General features: G+C 36.9%; 13 protein-coding genes. All 13 read left to right on the forward strand.

Going from position 1 to position 19,821, the window contains the following annotated elements; translation table 11 throughout:
- Positions 1 to 48: 48 nt before the first annotated feature.
- The 13 genes from ABC371_RS08415 to larA all read left to right on the forward strand — a co-directional run bounded on the left by ABC371_RS08415 (position 49) and on the right by larA (position 19,712).
- The gene (locus tag ABC371_RS08415; RefSeq protein ID WP_412896384.1) at positions 49 to 915 is read left to right on the forward strand and encodes a carbohydrate ABC transporter permease; all 867 of its coding nucleotides are present in this window, start codon (positions 49 to 51) and stop codon (positions 913 to 915) included.
- Positions 915 to 1,748 (forward strand): carbohydrate ABC transporter permease, encoded by an 834-nt coding sequence (locus ABC371_RS08420; protein WP_412896385.1) that lies wholly within the window; start codon positions 915 to 917, stop codon positions 1,746 to 1,748. The genes ABC371_RS08415 and ABC371_RS08420 overlap by 1 nt, the downstream gene beginning before the upstream one ends.
- 89 nt (positions 1,749 to 1,837) lie before the next feature.
- Positions 1,838 to 4,990: a beta-galactosidase, LacZ type gene (gene lacZ, locus ABC371_RS08425; RefSeq protein WP_412896386.1), complete on the forward strand. Its 3,153-nt coding sequence runs from the start codon at positions 1,838 to 1,840 to the stop codon at positions 4,988 to 4,990.
- 397 nt (positions 4,991 to 5,387) lie between these two features.
- Complete coding sequence (locus ABC371_RS08430) at positions 5,388 to 7,040, forward strand: glycerol-3-phosphate dehydrogenase/oxidase (RefSeq protein ID WP_412896387.1); 1,653 nt, start codon at positions 5,388 to 5,390, stop codon at positions 7,038 to 7,040.
- A 194-nt stretch (positions 7,041 to 7,234) separates the two neighbouring features.
- The gene (locus tag ABC371_RS08435; protein ID WP_412896388.1) at positions 7,235 to 7,795 is read left to right on the forward strand and encodes a glycerol-3-phosphate responsive antiterminator; all 561 of its coding nucleotides are present in this window, start codon (positions 7,235 to 7,237) and stop codon (positions 7,793 to 7,795) included.
- A 53-nt stretch (positions 7,796 to 7,848) separates the two neighbouring features.
- Positions 7,849 to 9,339 carry a glycerol kinase GlpK gene (glpK, locus tag ABC371_RS08440; protein WP_412896389.1) on the forward strand — a complete coding sequence of 497 codons (1,491 nt, stop codon included), beginning with the start codon at positions 7,849 to 7,851 and terminating at the stop codon, positions 9,337 to 9,339.
- Positions 9,340 to 9,927: 588 nt separating this feature from the next.
- Entirely contained in the window at positions 9,928 to 10,797 is an 870-nt protein-coding gene (locus ABC371_RS08445) for an ArsR/SmtB family transcription factor (protein WP_488192742.1), read from the forward strand.
- A 284-nt stretch (positions 10,798 to 11,081) separates the two neighbouring features.
- On the forward strand, positions 11,082 to 12,353 hold the full coding sequence (locus tag ABC371_RS08450) for an ABC transporter substrate-binding protein (RefSeq protein ID WP_412896390.1): 1,272 nt from the start codon (positions 11,082 to 11,084) through the stop codon (positions 12,351 to 12,353).
- Positions 12,354 to 12,398: 45 nt separating this feature from the next.
- A complete protein-coding gene (locus ABC371_RS08455; RefSeq protein WP_412896391.1) occupies positions 12,399 to 13,331 on the forward strand; it encodes a carbohydrate ABC transporter permease in 933 nt (310 codons plus the stop codon).
- 18 nt (positions 13,332 to 13,349) lie between these two features.
- Positions 13,350 to 14,189, forward strand: a complete 840-nt coding sequence (locus ABC371_RS08460) for a carbohydrate ABC transporter permease (RefSeq protein ID WP_412896392.1) — start codon at positions 13,350 to 13,352, stop codon at positions 14,187 to 14,189.
- A 13-nt stretch (positions 14,190 to 14,202) separates the two neighbouring features.
- Positions 14,203 to 16,929: a glycoside hydrolase family 2 protein gene (locus ABC371_RS08465; protein WP_412896393.1), complete on the forward strand. Its 2,727-nt coding sequence runs from the start codon at positions 14,203 to 14,205 to the stop codon at positions 16,927 to 16,929.
- A 259-nt stretch (positions 16,930 to 17,188) separates the two neighbouring features.
- Positions 17,189 to 18,352, forward strand: coding sequence for a glycerate kinase (locus ABC371_RS08470; protein ID WP_412896394.1), 1,164 nt, complete (start codon positions 17,189 to 17,191; stop codon positions 18,350 to 18,352).
- A 100-nt stretch (positions 18,353 to 18,452) separates the two neighbouring features.
- Positions 18,453 to 19,712, forward strand: coding sequence for a nickel-dependent lactate racemase (gene larA, locus ABC371_RS08475; protein ID WP_412896395.1), 1,260 nt, complete (start codon positions 18,453 to 18,455; stop codon positions 19,710 to 19,712).
- Positions 19,713 to 19,821 lie beyond the last annotated feature (109 nt).

Below are 19,821 nucleotides of genomic sequence, written 5' to 3' on the forward strand. Positions count from 1 at the left end.
TGAAAGAAACTTTCGTTACCTCTCCCATGAATAAGGGGGTTAGACAACATGAAGAACCAAATCAATAAAACAAAATGGACGCCATATTTATTTTTAGCCCCAGCGCTCATTTTATTTCTAATATTCACGGTGTATCCGATCATTTCATCTTTTATTTTGAGTTTCCAAACGTCTGAAGGTGGCGTTTATGTTTTTACTGGACTTGATAACTATATCCGATTATTGAATGACACAACATTCCATCAAGCCCTTTTTAATACATTTATCATCTTCATTGTTCAAGTGCCAATTATGATTCTTTTAGCACTTATGCTTGCAGCACTATTAAATAGCAAACTATTAAAGTTTAAAGGGATGTTTCGTACAGGGTTCTTTCTACCAGCTGTAACCTCATTAGTTGCCTACTCTATTTTATTTTCTATCATTTTGATGGATAAAGGTATCTTCAATCAATTTTTATCCCTATTTGGAATTGAGGCTATTCCCTGGTTAAATGATCCATTCTGGGCGAAAGTTTCGATTATTATTGCGATGACTTGGAGATGGACTGGCTATAACATGGTGATTTATCTAGCTGCAATGCAGAACATTTCGGAGGAAACGTATGAAGCAGCTTCCATTGATGGTGCAGGGAAGATTCGACAATTCTTCTCCATTACCATTCCACAATTGAAGCCAATAATTTTATTCACTTCGATTATCTCAACGATTTCGACCTTACAGTTATTTGATGAACCGTTCAACCTTACAAAAGGTGGACCTGGAGATTCTACGACAACATTAGGATTAATGATTTATAAAAATGGATTCCAGTACTATGACTTTAGCTATGCATCTGCCATAGCGTATGTCGTTGTGGTGATCGTTGCGATTCTATCACTAATTCAATCAAAAGTAACGGGAGATGGTAAATAATGCAGGAAAATAAAGCATCAAGATTCTCGAGAAAAGCAAGTATTTATCTTCTTTTGCTAATCGGTATCGTGATTTCAATCTTCCCATTTTATTGGATGTTAGTTGGTGCAACGAATCATACGAGTAAAATGTTCTCAAACCCTCCAACCTTGTCATTTGGAGATCAATTTTTAACCAACTTTACAAATCTAAATGAGAGTATCAATATTTGGCGAGTATTATTTAACTCTGTATTTGTTTCAGGTGTGTATGTCATTTTGGCATTGATGGTTTCAACGATGGCTGCCTATGCCTTGGCGAAATTTCATTTTAAAGGCAATAAGCTTATTTTCACAACGTTTCTCTTATCCATGATGATTCCGTATCAAGCCCTTCTTATTCCTCAGTTTAGGATGATGGCCGATTACGGACTATTAAATACGTATATTGCGCTTATTTTACCAACCGTTTGTACACCATTTGCGATCTTTTTGATGAGACAAAACTTTATGGCGTTTCCAACTGAATTGATTGAAGCGGCACGCATGGATGGAGCAGGAGAAATGAAGATTTTCTTTCAGATTGTCATTCCATCTATGAAGCCGGCGCTTGCAGCCACATCGATTTTCTTATTCCTATCACAGTGGAATAACTTTCTGTGGCCGTTGGTTGTAACGACATCAACCGATATGTATACGTTTCCGGTTGCGTTATCAAGTCTAAAGGGTGTTTCGATTATTGATTATGGTCAAATCAATGTTGGAATTTTGATTGCAACGATTCCAATTATTATTTTCTTCCTTGCTCTACAGAAGCATTTTATCCAAGGTATGCTGGGAAGTGCAATTAAATAATGTGGGACACGGGGACAGGTTTACTGTCCCATTTAAATAAATAACTGGGACGAGGGACTGTCCCTCCGTCCCAACTTTTGGAGGTCAAAATGAAGCAGCTACAAGATTATGAGAACCAGAATGTTCTTCAAAAGAATCGAATAAAGGATCGTTCTTATTTTATGTCTTATCAGACCTTGGAGGATGCGCTTAGCTTTGATAGAGGTCGTGCGCAAGGGTTTACACTTTTAAATGGTATGTGGAAATTCCATTATGCGGAAACTCCCGAACATGCCCCAGCCTCGTTTTATGAAAATAACTATGATACTAGTGAATGGGATGATTTACAAGTTCCCTCAAGCTGGCAGTTGCATGGGTATGGAAAGCCACATTATACAAATGTTCAATATCCATTCCCGGTTGATCCTCCCTATGTTCCAACTGAAAATCCAACCGGTTCCTATCGACGAGAATTTTATATATCTGATGAAATGCTAGAAGAACTTATTTTTCTACGCTTTGAAGGAGTAGATAGTGCATTTCATGTGTGGATCAACGGTCAGTTTGTTGGCTATAGTCAAGGTAGTCGCTTACCCTCTGAGTTTGATGTGACATCCTTTGTTCAGGAAGGAAATAATACCATTGCTGTACGGGTCTATCAATGGTCTGATGGCAGTTATATTGAGGATCAGGACATGTGGTGGTTAAGTGGGATTTTTAGGGATGTGTATTTACTAGCAAAGCCGAAAGTATATACTCATGACTTCTTTGTAAAAACGAACTTGGATCCAGAATATAAGGATGCAGAATTGCAGCTTGAAACTGTTATACATTCACATATTCCTAGTTCTAAAGAGTACCAGTTAGATATCCAGTTATTTGATGCAGACTTTAGAGAAATGAAAGAGGCACAGCGTGAAGTAAAATTTCAATTAGGCGGGACAGTCGAAACAAAACTAGACACTAGTATACTAGTAACCAGTCCTTATAAATGGACGGCAGAAACTCCATATTTATATTACTTAGTTATGACGTTAAAGGATGATCAAGGGAATATTATAGAGGTCATCCCATCAAAGGTTGGGTTTAGACAAGTAGAATTAAAGAATGGCTTAATTCAGGTGAATGGAGTGCCGGTTCTTTTTAAGGGTGTCAACCGTCACGATCATCATCCAGACTTAGGTCGTGCTGTTCCACTCGACTGGATGGTAAAAGATATTCAACTAATGAAGCAGCATAACATTAATGCAGTACGTACAGCGCATTATCCAAATGACCCGCGTTTTTATGATTTATGTGATGAATATGGGTTATTTGTCATCGATGAGGCAGATCTAGAATGTCACGGATTTGATAGAATTGGAAAACCACATCAGTTAAGCCAGGATCCGGATTGGAAGGATGCTTATGTAGACCGAATGAAGAGAATGGTAGAACGTGATAAAAACCATCCATCGATTATTATTTGGTCGTTAGGAAATGAATCTGGATTTGGGCAAAATCATATCGAAATGGCGGAGTGGACTAAGCAAAAGGATCCGACACGACTTGTTCATTATGAAGGGGAAACTCGTTTCATTATGACTCAAGAAAACAATAACCCAACGCGTTTGCATGAAGCAGCCGACATGTTCTCAACCATGTATACCCCACATGCAATTATGGAGCAATTAGGTAGTCGAACAGATTTGGCTCAGCCTCATATTTTATGTGAATTTGCCCATGCAATGGGGAATGGACCAGGTGGGTTTAAAGAGTATTTTGATTTATTTTATAAGTATGAGCGCCTTCAAGGTGGATTTGTCTGGGAATGGTTAGACCACGGTATTCGTCAATATACAGAGGATGGCGAAGAATATTTTGCATATGGCGGAGATTTTGGGGAAACCCCTCATGATGGCACATTTGTCATTGATGGACTTGTCATGCCAGATCGTACACCTTCTCCAGCGCTTTTAGAATATAAAAAGGTGATTGAACCTGTAAGAGTTAATGCAGTTGATCTCGCAAATGGTACCGTTCGCATTCATAATCTGTACAATTTTAGTACGCTAAATCACCTTGCGCTTTCATGGTCTCTCGTTTCAGATGGAAAAGTGTTAGATGGCGGGAGCTTAGAGATATCAACTATTTATCCTGGTGAGTCTGCTGAAGTTTCCATTCCATTTACATTGCCGGTCATAATAAAGGCCAATACCGATTACTGGTTAAACATCCAATTTAATCAGTTAAGTGATACGAAATGGGCAAAAGCGGGTCATGAAGTGGCATGGGCACAATTTGAGTTACCAGTAAAAGAAGTTGTTGAAGTAAAAGATAGCCGAGTGTACCGTCCATTAAGTATAAAAGAGACTGAACATAAGCTTGAGGTGCTTGGAGAGTCCAGCGCGTATACCTTCAATAAAATATACGGTGTACTCGAGTCTTGGAAGCACCAAGGGATTGAATTGTTAGACCAAGGTCCAAAAATCAACATCTGGAGAGCGCCAACAGATAATGACAAGTTAGGCTTAGAGGAATTCAGCGTTAAAAAAGAAGAAGTCGAGTGGAAACATTTCGGTCTAGACCACATGCAAACTCGTGTAATAGCTGTTGAGTATGAAGAGTCGCAAACGAAGGATCAAGTAAAAATTTACGTGAAATCTCGAATGGCTCCTCCAGTGCTTGCTTGGGGCTTTGATACAACCATGACCTACACCATTACGAAAAATGGAGCAATGACGATTGAGGTGGATGGAAAGAAACGAGGCGAATCATCGTCTACATTACCGAAAATTGGCCTGCAAATGAAATTGAATCCTCAATTGAATCAAGTCGATTGGTACGGCAGGGGACCAGGAGAATCCTATTCTGATAGCAAGCTTGCCAATCGCTTTGGAATTTGGTCACAGACAGTAGAAGAGCTCCATACTCCATATGTCGTTCCTCAGGAAAATGGAAATCGACATGAAGTAAGATGGGCTTCACTAACAGACCTTTCAGGTGTGGGTTTACTAGTCGTTGGTCAACCTAACTTTGATTTTAGCGCAAGCTATTATTCATATGAAACGCTTGAAAATGCGAACCATACCTATGATTTAATGAAGGATGATTTTATCACCTTTAACGTAGATTACAAGCATCAGGGCTTAGGGTCAGCAAGCTGTGGGCCGGGAGTTCTAGAACAATATCAATTAAAAAATGAGGACTTCCACTTCACAGTAAACTTCCGTGCCTTTTCAAAAAGAGAGCACTCACCGATTGAGGTAAGTAAAATGCAGTAATTGTACAATTATAATGCCTGTCATCAAAGGACATCGTTACTAGGCGAAAGGTTCTTTTATTGAGGGGTATAGGGACAGACATCAATCTTGGCACTGTTATCATGAACGAAACTAGCTCCTTACTCATAATCCTGTTGGTTAATTTGGTTAGACTGATTAATGATAGAGCCAACAGACAAGAATCTTTAGCCCTTGAAAATGAGAAAAAGTAAAAAAATTCATTTTCAAAAATTCTGTGCTATACTATTAACAAGTTAATAATCACGGTAGAGATTAAGAGAGACCACAGAACAGCCGAAATAATAGGTTCGGCAATGTTTTCTGTGGTCTTTTTTATTTGTTGATTTTCCTGATTACCCTGATTTAACTAATCAAACAATAATAAGGAGAATTATGGATGAACTTCTCAAATAAAAAACGTCAAGAATATATAAAAACATTAACAACAGAACAATTTGATGTACTAGTTATTGGTGGAGGAATTACTGGAGCAGGGATTGCGTTTGATGCTTCAGCCCGTGGTATGAAGATTGCACTTGTAGAAATGCAGGATTTTGCAGCCGGGACATCAAGCCGTTCAACTAAGCTTGTACATGGTGGACTTCGTTATTTAAAGCAGTTTCATGTAAAACAGGTTGCCGAAATCGGAAAAGAAAGAGCAATTGTTTATGAAAACGGCCCTCATGTCACAACTCCAGAATGGATGCTTTTACCCTTTCATAAGGGTGGTACCTATGGAAGATTTATGACATCAGTAGGACTAAGAATGTACGATTTTTTAGCTGGGGTTAAAAAAAGCGAAAGAAGATCAATGTTGACCGCAGAACAAACGATAAAAAAAGCGCCACTCGTTAAAAAACAAGACCTCAAAGGTGGAGGTATCTATGTTGAATACAGAACCGATGATGCACGTCTTACAATGGAGGTCATGAAGGCAGCTGTAGAAAAAGGAGCTAAAGCTCTAAACTATTCCAAAGTTGAAAAACTAATATATAAGGATGGCAAAGTAAATGGTGCCGTCGTACAAGACCAATTGACTGGTGAAGAATACGAGATTTATGCAAAAAAGGTTGTTAATGCCTCAGGCCCATGGGTAGATACAATTCGTGAGAAGGACAATTCCAAAAAAGGAAAAGTGCTCAAGCTTACAAAGGGGGCACATATTGTTATTGACCAATCGAAGTTCCCGTTGAAACAGGCTGTATATTTTGATACACCTGATGGTCGCATGGTTTTTGCTATTCCTCGTGAAGGCAAAGCATATGTGGGAACGACTGATACGTTCTATAATAGTGATCCTATTAATCCAAAAATGACCCAAGAAGACCGCGATTATATACTTAAAGCTATTCATTATATGTTCCCAGAAGTGAACGTAACAAAAGATGATGTAGAATCAAGTTGGGCAGGTGTTCGTCCATTAATTTGGGAAGAAGGAAAAGATCCATCTGAGATTTCACGTAAGGATGAAATATGGGAGTCTGAATCTGGTTTGATTACAATAGCTGGTGGTAAATTAACCGGTTATCGTAAAATGGCTGAAAATATAGTGGACTTATTAGCAAGTAAGTTAACTGCAGAATACCAAAAACAATTTTCACCTTGTTCAACGAAGCATCTTAAAATATCTGGAGGAGACGTAGGTGGTTCGGAACAATTTAAACATTATATAAAGGATCAAATTAAGCTGGGTAAAGGAATTGGGTTATCGGAAAAAGAAGCTGAATATTTAGCTTTACAATATGGATCAAATACTCCAAAACTCTTTGAGATTATCCAATACGAATTTGAGACTGCAAAGAGTTATAGTCTTCCAATCACTTTATTTGCAAAACTTCAATATGCTTTAGAACATGAAATGGCTGCAACACCAGTAGACTTTTTCAACCGCAGAACAGGAGCAATCCTATTTGATATTTCAATGGTCCGACAATATAAAGAAAACGTGATTACCTATATGCAAGATTATTTCCAATGGGAAACCAAGACAAGAAAAGCATTTAGGCATGATTTAGAAACAGCATTAAACGAAGCGTCTTTTGAGAATTGAGTTGTTTATAGGGTTTTATAATACGGAAAAAAGGTGACCAAAATACGAAAGCTAATGGGAGTGTTTTGGTCACTCCTCCGTTTTCTTACTGTAAACTGAAATGGTAAAAAGTTATCTGCTTTTGTGTTATGCTTGTTCATTATTGACAAAATAGAACATCTTCATAAAATGAGAACAAAGGTACGGGTGAAAAAATGAATTTTCTAGGACAAGCAATTTTACCAGTAATAAGCGAAATAAAAGATGTAGATATATTACCCAACTTTAATTACGGATATTTTGCAATATTAAATACACATATTTCAAGATTAAAGCCAGTTTTTAAAATAGCTGAACAACATCAAAAGAAATTATTACTGGACATTGATTTAATTAAGGGGTTAAAGGCAGATGAGTATGCAACGGAATACATTTGTCAGGAATTTAAACCAGCTGGGATCATTTCTACGAAACCAAGCGTGATTATCAAAGCTAAGCAAAAAGGTGTACTGACCTTCCAGCGAATTTTCCTATTAGATTCTAAATCTATTTCTCAAAGTAGTAAAATTATTGAACGGACGGATCCTGATTATATCGAACTATTACCTGGAGTTGTTCCGAAAATTATAAGCCAGTTTTCTCAACAAATCGATAAAAAAATTATTGCTAGTGGTTTTATAGAAACAGTTGAAGAAGTTGAACAGGCGATTAAGGCTGGGGCAACTACGGTCACAACATCTTGTAAGGAATTATGGGATTATTATGAATCAAAGTAATATAAAAAACGCTTAAAGTTTGAAAGCGCATAATAAATAGAGAGGGTTTAAGCATGGAAACTTATATTTTAGCGATTGACCAGGGTACAACAAGCTCACGTGCCATAATTTTTAATGAAAAGGGTGAAATAGTTCATCAATCACAAAGAGAATTTACCCAATATTTTCCCAAACAAGGCTGGGTAGAACATGATGCTAATGAGATTTGGGGCTCCATTTTATCAGTAATAGCCACGTCATTAGCGGAAACTAATATAAAACCAGAGCAAATAGAGGGGATTGGTATTACCAATCAGCGTGAAACAACTGTTGTATGGGATAAAGTAACAGGCAAACCTGTCTATCATGCTATCGTTTGGCAATCTCGACAAACTGAAGGTATATGCGAAGAGCTAAGGAACAACGGATATGAACAACTTTTTAGAGAGAAAACAGGACTATTAGTTGACCCATACTTTTCCGGAACCAAAATAAGATGGATTTTAGATAATGTTGAGGGTGCTAGAGAAAAGGCGGAACAAGGTGACCTTCTATTTGGAACAATCGATACTTGGCTAATTTGGAGATTTACGGGTGGGAAGGCTCATGTAACCGACTATTCAAACGCATCTCGAACATTGATGTTTAATATCCATGAATTAAAGTGGGACCAAGAACTACTAGATATTCTAGAAATTCCTGGGTCCATGCTACCGGAGGTCAGATCATCATCGGAAATATACGGAACCACAGATGGAGGCCATTTCTTTGGACATCAAATACCAATTGCAGGTGTTGCTGGAGATCAACAAGCAGCCTTATTTGGGCAAGCATGTTACGAGGAAGGAATGGTGAAAAACACGTATGGAACCGGATGCTTTATGCTCATGAATACCGGTAAGCGAGTGGTTCTATCGGACCATGGACTATTAACAACAATTGCTTGGGGCATTGATGGGAAAGTAGAATATGCACTTGAAGGAAGTATATTTGTGGCGGGATCAGCTATCCAATGGTTGCGTGATGGATTACGCATGATTCCAAATGCTGCAAATAGTGAGGAATATGCGACCCGTGTAGAATCATCAGAAGGAGTATATGTAGTCCCTGCATTTGTAGGTTTGGGAACACCTTATTGGGATAGCGATGCCCGAGGTGCAGTGTTTGGATTAACGCGTGGTACGACAAAGGAACATCTTATTAGGGCAACTTTAGAAGCTTTAGCTTATCAAACAAAAGATGTTTTAGACTCAATGGTTAAGGATTCAGGTATCAACCTAAAGTCCTTGAGGGTTGACGGTGGAAGCGTGGGCAATAATTTCTTAATGCAATTTCAAAGCGATATTATTAATGTTCCTGTTGAACGTCCAAATATAAAAGAAACTACAGCTTTAGGAGCTGCCTATTTGGCAGGATTAGCTGTAGGATTCTGGGAAAGTAAAGAAGAAATTACTAAACAATGGAGTAAAGAAACTGCATTCCAACCAAAATTGGAAGATGAAGAAAGAAATAAGTTGTATAATGGGTGGAAAAAGGCAGTAAAAGCAACAATGGCGTTTAAATAGTTTGCGTTTTTCATTGAGTTTCTCCACGTTTTCCCAGTATTCTATATTCAAAACTATGAAAAAACTGTAATACAGTGGCAGATACAGAAATTAGGGGACAACCATATGAATGAAGAGTTTTATCAATTGAAAAGCTAAAACGAGAGGATCTCATCCGAAAAAACAGAATGGTCGGTCTGTTTCACTTATTTTTCACCGAAACTCTGTCAGTGAATTTGCGGTCATCATTGAGGAAATCACGGCATCCATGGAAAATCATAACGGCCAAATGCAGCACCTCGTCTCCAAAACACTGACGACGCTACTGTAGAACTGATGGAGATTTTTAAAGAAAAATTAAAGTAAAAATCCATCTAAAGGCAGATATACTAAAAAAGCGCATAATAGAAGAGGAGTAGCCTGTGAAAAAAACAGGTTACTCCTCTTTTATTTGGTAAATCTAATATTTACTTTTAAGTAACATGTATTCGTGGTATATTTTATTATAACAATAATTCTTGTTATAAAGGGGTGTTTATTATAAAAAATTTGCAACTAAACATGGAACAGGCTGTAGAAATCTGTAAAGTGATAAGTAGTGAAGTGCGTATGAATATATTAAAAATATTAAGTACTGGTCCATATAATGTAAACGAAATAGCCGAGAAATTGGGTCTACCTTTTTCGACAACTGCAGTTAATGTGAAAAAACTGGAAGATGCAAATTTGATCATAACTGAGCTAGTACCTGGTAGAGGAACGCAAAAAATAAGCACTAAAAATTATGACAGGATTATAATAGACCTCTTCCAAGATAATATTGAAGTTGAAAAAAATAAAATTACGATAGATATGCCTGTTGGGGAATACATCGATTGTTTGGCTGAACCTAGTTGTGGGTTAGTTGGAAATGAGGACTATATTGGAATCCAAGACGATCCGAGGTCATTTTATGAACCAGGTAGAAGAGAAGCGCAATTACTTTATTTTCGATCAGGATATGTAGAGTATCGATATCCTAACAGAATTCCGTATGGTGCGATTGCTTCAGAACTTGAATTTAGCGCAGAGGTGTGTTCAGAAGCACCCTATCATAAGTTAGATTGGCCATCTGACATAACGGTGTGGATTAATGAAGTTGAGATTGGAACATGGACATCTCCTGGAGATTTTGGGGGCGAGAGAGGGTTTAATACACCGATGTGGTGGTTGGTACACTTTACACAATATGGATTGTTAAAACATTGGAAAGTTAACGGTGAAGGTAGTTTCATAGACGGCATGAAGATGTCTGATGTCACAATTGAAGACCTTAGACTTAGTGAAAAGCCTTTTATCTCATTTCGTATTGGTGTAAAAAAAGACGCTGTTAATATGGGAGGTCTAAATTTGTTTGGACCTAACTTTGGAAACTACAGACAGGGCATTATTATGAATGCACGGTATCTAGATAGAAATGAGAAGACAAAAAGTGAATAAGCCAAGTTAAAAGCCTGAATTATTTATAAGTGATTCAGGCTTTTTTATTAGTGTCATAATTATTGTTTTATTACAAAAAATATTATTACAATAAATATTGAAATAAAACAATAAAATATGTTATATTATTTTTGTAATTCAATGTTTTTTGGTATAGATGTAATTTATGTTTTAGCTGAGGACAGGAAAGGGAGTGGAAACTTAAAACAAAATCGAAATTTTGTAAGCGTTTTTGTGACGAGTCGATTTGTAAAAGATAGATCAAATTGAAGGGGGAACTAGAAATGAAAATGTTTAGAAAGCTATTAGTTGTTAGTATCGCTTTAATGGTAATTTTGGCTGGGTGTTCAAGTGGAAACTCAAATGGAGATAAGAAATCAGAAAGTAATGGTGTTACTGAATTATCTTATTGGGTTCCATTCAGCGGTTCAGATGGTGAATTTATGGAAGCTATGGTCAAAAAATATAACGAATCACAAGACGAAGTGAAAGTTCAATTTATGAATAGCAATTGGGATAATTATTATCCAAAATTAAAAACTGCTCTTGTTTCAAATTCAGCTCCTGATATTGCAGTTGCTCACGTTTCTCGTTTTTCAGAGCTATTACCGACAGGAAAGGTTGAAGCGCTTGATGAGCTAGCATCTGAGGCTGGACTTGATTGGTCTACATATGGGGAAAATCAAGTAGAGGCTGTAATTCGGGATGGAAAGCATTATGCAGTACCACTTGATACACATGCTGTTATTATGTATTACAACAAAAAATATCTTGGTGACGCTGGTCTATTAAATGAAGATGGCACAATTAAAATGGAAACAGGTGTTGAAGGTTTCACAGAAATGCTTAAAACATTAAAAGCTGAGCTTCCTAGTGATGTTTCACCAATGATTATCGGAAGCAATAACGTATTTACTTTTTGGATTTGGTACGCTTTAGTGCATCAACAAGGGGGTACTTACTTTGCTGATGGTCAACCAACGATTGATACACCAGAAAGTAAAAAGGCAATGGAGTTAATGAAAACTTGGTTAGATGAAGGTTTAATGCCGGCTGATATCGGTGATAACAGCTACGATATTTTCAAAACTGAAAAGGCTGCTGTTACTTTCACTGGGGTATGGTCAACAGGTAACTTTGAATCGAATGAATCACTTGACTTCGCTGCTGTATCATTCCCACAACTATTTGATCAACCAGCTGCATGGGGTGATTCACATACATTAATCGTTCCTAAGCAAGATAATAAAGAAAAGCAAATTGCGGCTGTTAAATTTGCAGATTGGTTAGCGGAAAACGGTGCAATGTGGGCGAAGGCTGGTCACGTACCTTCAAAGCCAGCAGTACAAGAAACAGAGGAGTACAAAGCACTTGATTTCCGAGCTGACTATGCAGGTGTTATGGATATTGTAAAGTATATGCCAGATTCTAATGTGATTTCAGCAGTTAATGAAGCAGTTCAAGAATCTCTTGTTCAAATTAACTATGGTAACTTAACCGTTGAAGAAGGATTAAAAAAAGCTCAAGAGAGTGCTGAGAAACTAGTAAATAAGTAAGCAACTAACTATATTTAGATGTGCAATTTTTAAGGAGTGAGAGCATTGAAACAAGCGGTCACAGTAACAAGTGGAAGGAGTCAGTTTGATACAAATAAAAGGGAAAATAGAAAAAATAGTTTAAAGAATTATATCGCTGCATTACTATTCCTTGCTCCTTTTATGGTTTTGTATCTATGGTTCTGGATTTATCCAATCATAAAGGGATTTCTATTAAGTTTGACAACGGGTTCTTATGGAGTAGAGGGTAACTTTGCAGGTTTAGAAAATTACCGTTATATGTTAACAGATGAGAACTTTTGGACTTCCTTAGGTAATACACTATTTTTCATACTAATTTCAACACCAACTATCGTCATATTAGGACTTGGAATGGCGTTGTTAGTAAATAGTAAGCTTAAGGGTACGACGTTATTAAGAAGTGCTTATTTCATGCCGTATATGCTCTCGGTCTCTGTTGTAGGTAGTGTTTGGGTATTTATTTTACAGTCTCGAACTGGATTATTATCAGAAACTTTACGTTTAATTGGTTTTACAAATGAAATTTCATGGTTTGGAAGCTGGGGGATGGGATGGCTATCCATCCTCATAGCTACACTATGGTGGACTGTAGGGTTTAATATGGTATTATTCTTAGCCGGCCTTCAAGAGATACCAGATGACATATATGAAGCGGCAGAAATTGATGGTGCTAGTGGTTGGGCGAAGTTCCGCTATATTACATTACCTTCTTTAAGGGGAGTCATGACTTTAGTTGTTCTCCTTCAAACGATTGCTTCCTTCAAACTTTTTGGTCAAACATACCTCATTACAAAAGGTGGACCTGGTACATCGACGACACCACTTGTACATTACATTTATGATATTGCATTTAGGCAATGGGATATGGGGTATGCATCAGCGGTATCGTTCGTATTATTTGTAATCATCTCATTGGTTTCGGTCATACAGTACAAGCTGATGTCAAGCAAAAATTAAGGTAAGGAGGTATATGTGATGAAAAAGAAAGAAAAAAGAACTAAGGGAAAGTTTTGGGCGTACTTTTTAGGTTATTCATTAGCGATCATTATGACCATTCCCCTTTTGTGGATGATAATATCATCATTTAAAGCTCCTGGTTCAACAGTAACTGTGTTGAAAGAGCTTTTTGCTCCACCATACACATTAGAAAGCTTCAAAAAGGTCCTAGAACCCGGAGAATCAGCGATGATGGTGAGATGGACGTTTAATAGTGTTTATATAGGGATTGTTCAAACATCTGTAACTGTATTACTAAGTTCATGGGCGGCATATGCCGTATCTAGAATCCCTTTTAAAGGGAAAAAAATTGTTTTTGTATTAATTCTAGCTGGACTAATGGTACCGATGGAATCAATTGTTGTTCCATTATTTAATATGATTGTTGACCTTGGGTGGGTGAACAGCTATAAGGCGCTTATATGGCCTGGTATGATGCTTCCGTTAGCATTTTTAATTCTAAAACAATTTATTGATGGTATTCCGACTGAATTATTTGAAGCAGCTAAAATTGATGGGGCTGGCATTTTCACAATTTGGTGGAAAATTGTTGTACCTCTTTCAAAAAGTTCGATGGCGGCAGTGAGTATCTTTATTTTTGTTCAATCATGGAACAATTTATTATGGCCATTATTAGTAGCACAGGAAACAAAAATGATGACTTTACCAGTAGGTATACCTACCTTCCAAAGTATTTTTGCGACCGACTTAGCTGTACCGATGGCTTCAAACGTCTTAGCGAGTATCCCAGCATTGTTAGTGTTCTTATTGTTCCAACGACATATCATTAAAGGGATATCCATGACGGGAATAAAATAATGGAGGCTTTATCATGCGAGAGAAACTTAATTTAAGTGGGGATTGGAGATTCCGTATCGACCCGAAGGACCAGGGTGAAACAGAATTATGGTATTCAACTGGATTATCAGAAGCTATAAATGTGGTTGTACCTCATATATGGCAAAGAGAAGAAGAATATGTGAATTACTGTGGAACTGCCTGGTATGAAAAGGAATTTACTTTAGACAATATTGAAAACAGTAAAAAAATCTTCCTTTGTTTTGAAGCAGTAGATTTCCAAGCAAGGGTTTGGATTAATGATAGATATATAGGTGAACATGAAGGTGGTTTTACACCTTTTGAGTTTGATATAACAGAAACACTCCAAATAAATCAGGTAAACCGATTAACTGTAAGAGTATATGACCCAGAAGATAATGCTGAAATTCCAATAGGTAAGCAGGGTAGCTGGTATACAAGGGTGAGTGGCATTTGGCAAGGTGTATTTTTAGATTCGCGGTCAAATTGTCATGTGAAAAATGTCCATGTTATCCCTAATATCAAGGACAGTACGATTTTAGCAACTCTTCAGCTTGAGGGAAATTTTGAGTCGGTAGAAGTAGAATATGCAATTACGAATCATTTAAATCATGAAACAAAAATTGTAGAATTTCGTGGAACACTTTCTGAGACTAAAGGATCAGAAAAAATTGGGATACCAAACCCTATCTTATGGTCACCAGAAAATCCATATTTGTATGATTTGATTGTAAAAGTTTTCGATTCTACAGATGGAAGTTTACTAGATGAGTATCAAACATACTTTGGTATGAGAAAAATTGAATATAGGAATGGCCAGCTACTATTAAATAATCAACCTTTATTTGTAAGGGGAGCTTTAGATCAAGCGTATTATCCACATACACTTTATACTGCTCCTTCTGATGAATGGATTCAAAATGAAATCAGGCTTGCCATGGAAATGGGATTCAATCTATTGCGTAAACATATTAAAGTGGAAATTCCACAATATTTATATTGGGCAGATCGAATGGGAATGCTTATCTGGGCAGAACCGCCTAACTATGTAAAATGGTCTGAACAGAGTAGAAAGCGATTTTACAATGAATTAGTCGCAATGATTGAAAGAGACTTTAATCATCCATCAATTATCATATGGTCCCTTTATAATGAAGAATGGGGTTTAGAATGGGATTTAGCCAACGATCCTAAAAAACAGGATTATGTAGTCAATATGTATCATGACATAAAGTTACTAGATCCTACTCGTTTGATTTGTGATAATTCTGGATGGATTCATGTAAAAACAGATATTAACGATTACCATCGATATTTTGTAACACCTGAACAAGATAAGGAATGGAAATCTGATATAGATGATTATATGGTCGGACAACCAGAAGAGAACTTTGTAAAAGGGTTTGAAACAAATGGTGAACCTATTATTGTATCGGAGTTTGGTGTATGGGGATTACCAAGTGTTCAAAGATTACTAGATTATTATCAAGGTGAACCATCTTGGTTTGAGAATCTAGGTGATGACACCCATCGAGAAGATTTTAAAAAGCCACTAAATGCATTTGAAAAGTTCGATAAATATCAACTAAATCAGATATTTGGTGAATTTGAAAATTTAGCACGCTATTCACAACGTAGAATGTTTCGTTCGGTAAAAAACATAATTGAGGAAATGCGAAAACGTCCGCAAATTAACGGCTATGTGATAACAGAATTCACCGATGTAGAATGGGAAACTAATGGTTGGCTAGACTACACGAGAAAAATGAAGGACGGCTTTGAACATGCGGCAGATTTCAATGGAAGCCTTGTTGTCATGGTCGATGGAGTCGAACGAAATCAATGGTGTGGAAGCGAACAATCATGGGACATCATTATTTCTAATCACGATTTAGCAGAATTAAAAGGCGTTCTTAAATGGGAGATATCAGACACTGAACTTTCAGGTTCAGTTGAAATTGATGAAGGTAAAAAGTCATTTGTTAAGTTGTCGAATGCGATTCAATTTACAACCCCAATACTGGAAAAGTCAGAGTTTGTTACCATCAAGGTCAGCCTTCAAATGGATGGTAAAACTGTAGCGAAAAATAATGAGGAATTTACGATTTCACCTGTCGAGAAAGGGCCAGCTGTTTCTGTACTCCCTTATAAAATGAACGATAAGTTTAAATCAAAGTTACAGACAAATGGAATGCATGTAACGGACAGCTTTGAAAATGCTGAGGTCGTTATTACTTCATTGCTTGATAAGGATGTCTTAGACTATCACCGAACAGGTGGTAACGTTTTATTCCTGGCAGAGGAAGGAGATTCTTTATTAGAAAAGGGTCAGTTTACCTTCCGTCAGTTAGACCAAGGGGAAAGTTGGAATCGGACATCATCCTTTAATTATGTAGATAAAACCTTTTTTGAGAACATACCACTCAATTACGAAATGGGATGGGAATTCGAAGATTTATACCCAGAATATATCATTCCATTCAGCAATTACAATAAATTAGGTGGGACAATGGGACGTGTTGTCTATATGTTCGGAAATGAAAATATTACAGAAACAAGCAAAATTGTGTCTGGGTACTTTCAAGGATGGATTGGTCAAGCGGGTGGATCTTTACTAGTAAAAAGAAACGCAAAAGGTAGTTTGACAACAACAACTTGGAAACTCATCGACAACTACGGGTCACACCCGATTGCTACTCAGATAGTAAACAATCTTGTGAAAAAAACGATTGAAAAATAATGAAGGGCAATATTTGAAAAAATAAGTAAAAAAGCAATGTAAAGGAGCAGAAATCTGCTCCTTTTTGTTAAAAACGAATTGGTTTTCACTTCTTGATTCAAACTTCCAATCCAGGATGCAGTCTATCATTTTTTTAAAATAATCGCACAAAAAAAGAGATAGATTAAAGAGAAACTTTGTAAGCTATGCCAATATTTTTTGTAAAAAACGTATACTATACTTTTTTTATAGAATAAAAATGCATTACATGGAGGTTTACATGAAAATACTTATTGCACCTGATTCTTTTAAAGGAAGTCTTACCGCAAATCAAGTTGCTGAGGCGATGAGAGAGGGAATTCATTCAGTATCTCCGGAAACAGAAGTAGTAATAGTTCCACTTGCAGATGGTGGTGAAGGTACAGTGAATAGCCTGATGGAATCAACAAACGGTTATTTCCGTAATTTAGAGGTTTACAATCCAATTGGTAACAAAGTAAATGCACAATATGGTATTACTGGAGATTCGAAAACAGCAGTTATTGAATTGGCATCAGCTTCTGGTTTACAAACATTACCTAAAAATGAACTAGATCCAGCTAAGGCTTCTACCTTTGGCAGCGGGCAACTTATTTTAGATGCTTTAGAAATTGGAATTCGCTCTTTTATTATTTGCCTAGGGGGAAGTGCAACAAATGATGGTGGAACTGGAATATTACGCGCATTGGGTTTTCGCTTTCTCGATAGTTTGGGTAAGGAACTTGAGCCGGGTGGACTAGCGTTAAATCGACTTCACACCATTGATGAATCAAATGTTGATGAACGGGTGAGAAATTCACGCTTTCAAGTTGCTTGTGATGTTGACAGCCCTTTAATTGGTCCAAAAGGTGCATCTTTCATCTTTGGTCCACAAAAGGGAGCTTTGCCTGAAATGGCTCAAAAATTAGATGTTTCTTTATCTAATTTTGCAGAACGTGTTTACTTACACAATGGTAGGAGAGTTCATAACCTCCCGGGTGGAGGGGCTGCTGGAGGAACATCCGCCGGATTGTATGCATTATTAAATGCAGAGTTGGCGCCGGGTTTCGAGATTGTCAAAAAGTCGTTAAAACTTAATATGTTATTTGAGAAAGAAAGATTTGATTTAGTTTTAACGGGAGAAGGGAGAATTGATCATCAAACAGCATCAGGTAAAGTTATTTCAAGTCTCGCTTCACTTGCAAAAATATACAATGTTGAAACAATAGCGATTGCTGGAGCTGTTGAGGATGGTCTAGAAGTGTTACATGAAAGAGGATTAACTGCTGCCTTTTCAATTTTAGATGGTCCAAAATCTTTAGAGCAAGCAATTGAGAATTCCTTTTTCCTAATAAAAAAACAGTCAGAACAAATATACCGTTTATTGAAGGTTAGAAAAAATTTACTTACCAATAGTTCTAACTAGGTTTTATGAGCGGTGTAGGTAGAGAAAAAGGGAATAGGGAATACCGATTTTCATTATTTGAAAATAAGGTTTACCAACTATTTAAATGAGGTGATTTCAAATGAAAGTAAAAATTGCTTATGGTAAAAGTGGACTTGAAATTAATGTGCCCGATAATTCTAAAATAATAGAACCACGATATATTCCTCAAATCGATAAAGAAAAGGAGAAGGCATTTTTCGCAATGCGAAATCCTATTGGTACACTTCCGCTTAAAGATATGGTTAAGGCTTCTGAAAAAGTATCCATCGTGATTAGTGATAGTACAAGACCTACACCTAATCACAAACTCGTTCCTTGGTTATTAGAGGAATTATCCCATGTACCGAGAGAGAATTTTATTATAATTAATGGAACTGGGAGCCATAGAGACAATACGAAAGAGGAATTAATACAAATGCTTGGGGAAGATATTGTTAATTCTGTTAAAGTGATCAATAACAATGCCTTTGATAAAGATACTCAAACCTATTTAGGAAGAAGTTCATACGGGGCAGAGGTCTACTTGAATAAAGAGTACTGTGAAAGTGATTTTAAAATTGTTACAGGATTCATTGAACCTCATTTTTTTGCAGGATTTAGTGGTGGTCCAAAAGGAATCATGCCAGGAATTGCAGGGATCGATACGATTATGCATTTTCATAGTGCAAAAATGATTGCTCATCCCAAAAGCACTTGGGGCATCATTGAAGGAAATCCAGTTCAAGGGGAAGCCACTGAGGTTGTTTCCATGTGCAAACCTGATTTTATGTTAAATGTTACATTAAACGGAGATAAGGAAATTACAAATTATTTCGCCGGAGACGTAATTGAAGCACATCGGAAGGGTTGCGAATATGTGGAGGAACATGCCATGGTTCCTTGTATGGAGCCTTTTGACATAGTGGTTACAACAAATAGTGGCTATCCACTAGATCAAAATCTATATCAAGCTGTCAAAGGAATAAGTGCTGCTCATAAAATCGTAAAAAAAGGTGGGGCAATTATCTGTGCTTCTGAATGTATTGATGGTATTCCAGATCATGGAAATTACGCTAAAATACTAAAAATGTTTAAAACACCCCACGAACTTCTAGAAAAGGTAAATAAACCAGAATTCTCACTATTCGATCAATGGCAAGCACAAAAACAAGCAATGGTACAAATATGGGCAGACGTGTATGTTTACTCTAGTTTAAGTGATAAAGAAATAAAAGAAGCAATGTTTAAACCTGTTGTAAATATAGAGGAAACTATTGGTGAACTATTAAACAAATATGGTAATGATGCACGAATTGCTGTTTTACCTTTTGGACCATTGACTATCCCATACATTCAGTGAAAATGATAAAACCAGAAAAAGTTAAAGAGAAATTATATAGTTATCCTTGGTTTCCTGGCATTATTATTGGTTAGTCGAAATCGCCACTTTACTTCTAATTGTGCTAATT

It is taken from the genome of Bacillus jepli, assembly GCF_047238305.1.
In the GTDB taxonomy this organism is placed as follows: Bacteria; Bacillota; Bacilli; order Bacillales; family Bacillaceae_L; genus Ferdinandcohnia.

What these genes read in the sequence shown, in the direction of transcription:
- ABC371_RS08460 (WP_412896392.1), top strand. Translation starts at nt 13,350, where the DNA reads ATGAAAAAGAAAGAAAAAAGAACTAAGGGAAAGTTTTGGGCGTACTTT.
- larA (WP_412896395.1), top strand. Translation starts at nt 18,453, where the DNA reads ATGAAAGTAAAAATTGCTTATGGTAAAAGTGGACTTGAAATTAATGTG.
- ABC371_RS08465 (WP_412896393.1), top strand. Translation starts at nt 14,203, where the DNA reads ATGCGAGAGAAACTTAATTTAAGTGGGGATTGGAGATTCCGTATCGAC.
- lacZ (WP_412896386.1), top strand. Translation starts at nt 1,838, where the DNA reads ATGAAGCAGCTACAAGATTATGAGAACCAGAATGTTCTTCAAAAGAAT.
- ABC371_RS08470 (WP_412896394.1), top strand. Translation starts at nt 17,189, where the DNA reads ATGAAAATACTTATTGCACCTGATTCTTTTAAAGGAAGTCTTACCGCA.
- ABC371_RS08430 (WP_412896387.1), top strand. Translation starts at nt 5,388, where the DNA reads ATGAACTTCTCAAATAAAAAACGTCAAGAATATATAAAAACATTAACA.
- ABC371_RS08435 (WP_412896388.1), top strand. Translation starts at nt 7,235, where the DNA reads ATGAATTTTCTAGGACAAGCAATTTTACCAGTAATAAGCGAAATAAAA.
- ABC371_RS08420 (WP_412896385.1), top strand. Translation starts at nt 915, where the DNA reads ATGCAGGAAAATAAAGCATCAAGATTCTCGAGAAAAGCAAGTATTTAT.
- glpK (WP_412896389.1), top strand. Translation starts at nt 7,849, where the DNA reads ATGGAAACTTATATTTTAGCGATTGACCAGGGTACAACAAGCTCACGT.
- ABC371_RS08415 (WP_412896384.1), top strand. Translation starts at nt 49, where the DNA reads ATGAAGAACCAAATCAATAAAACAAAATGGACGCCATATTTATTTTTA.
- ABC371_RS08445 (WP_488192742.1), top strand. Translation starts at nt 9,928, where the DNA reads ATGAATATATTAAAAATATTAAGTACTGGTCCATATAATGTAAACGAA.
- ABC371_RS08450 (WP_412896390.1), top strand. Translation starts at nt 11,082, where the DNA reads ATGAAAATGTTTAGAAAGCTATTAGTTGTTAGTATCGCTTTAATGGTA.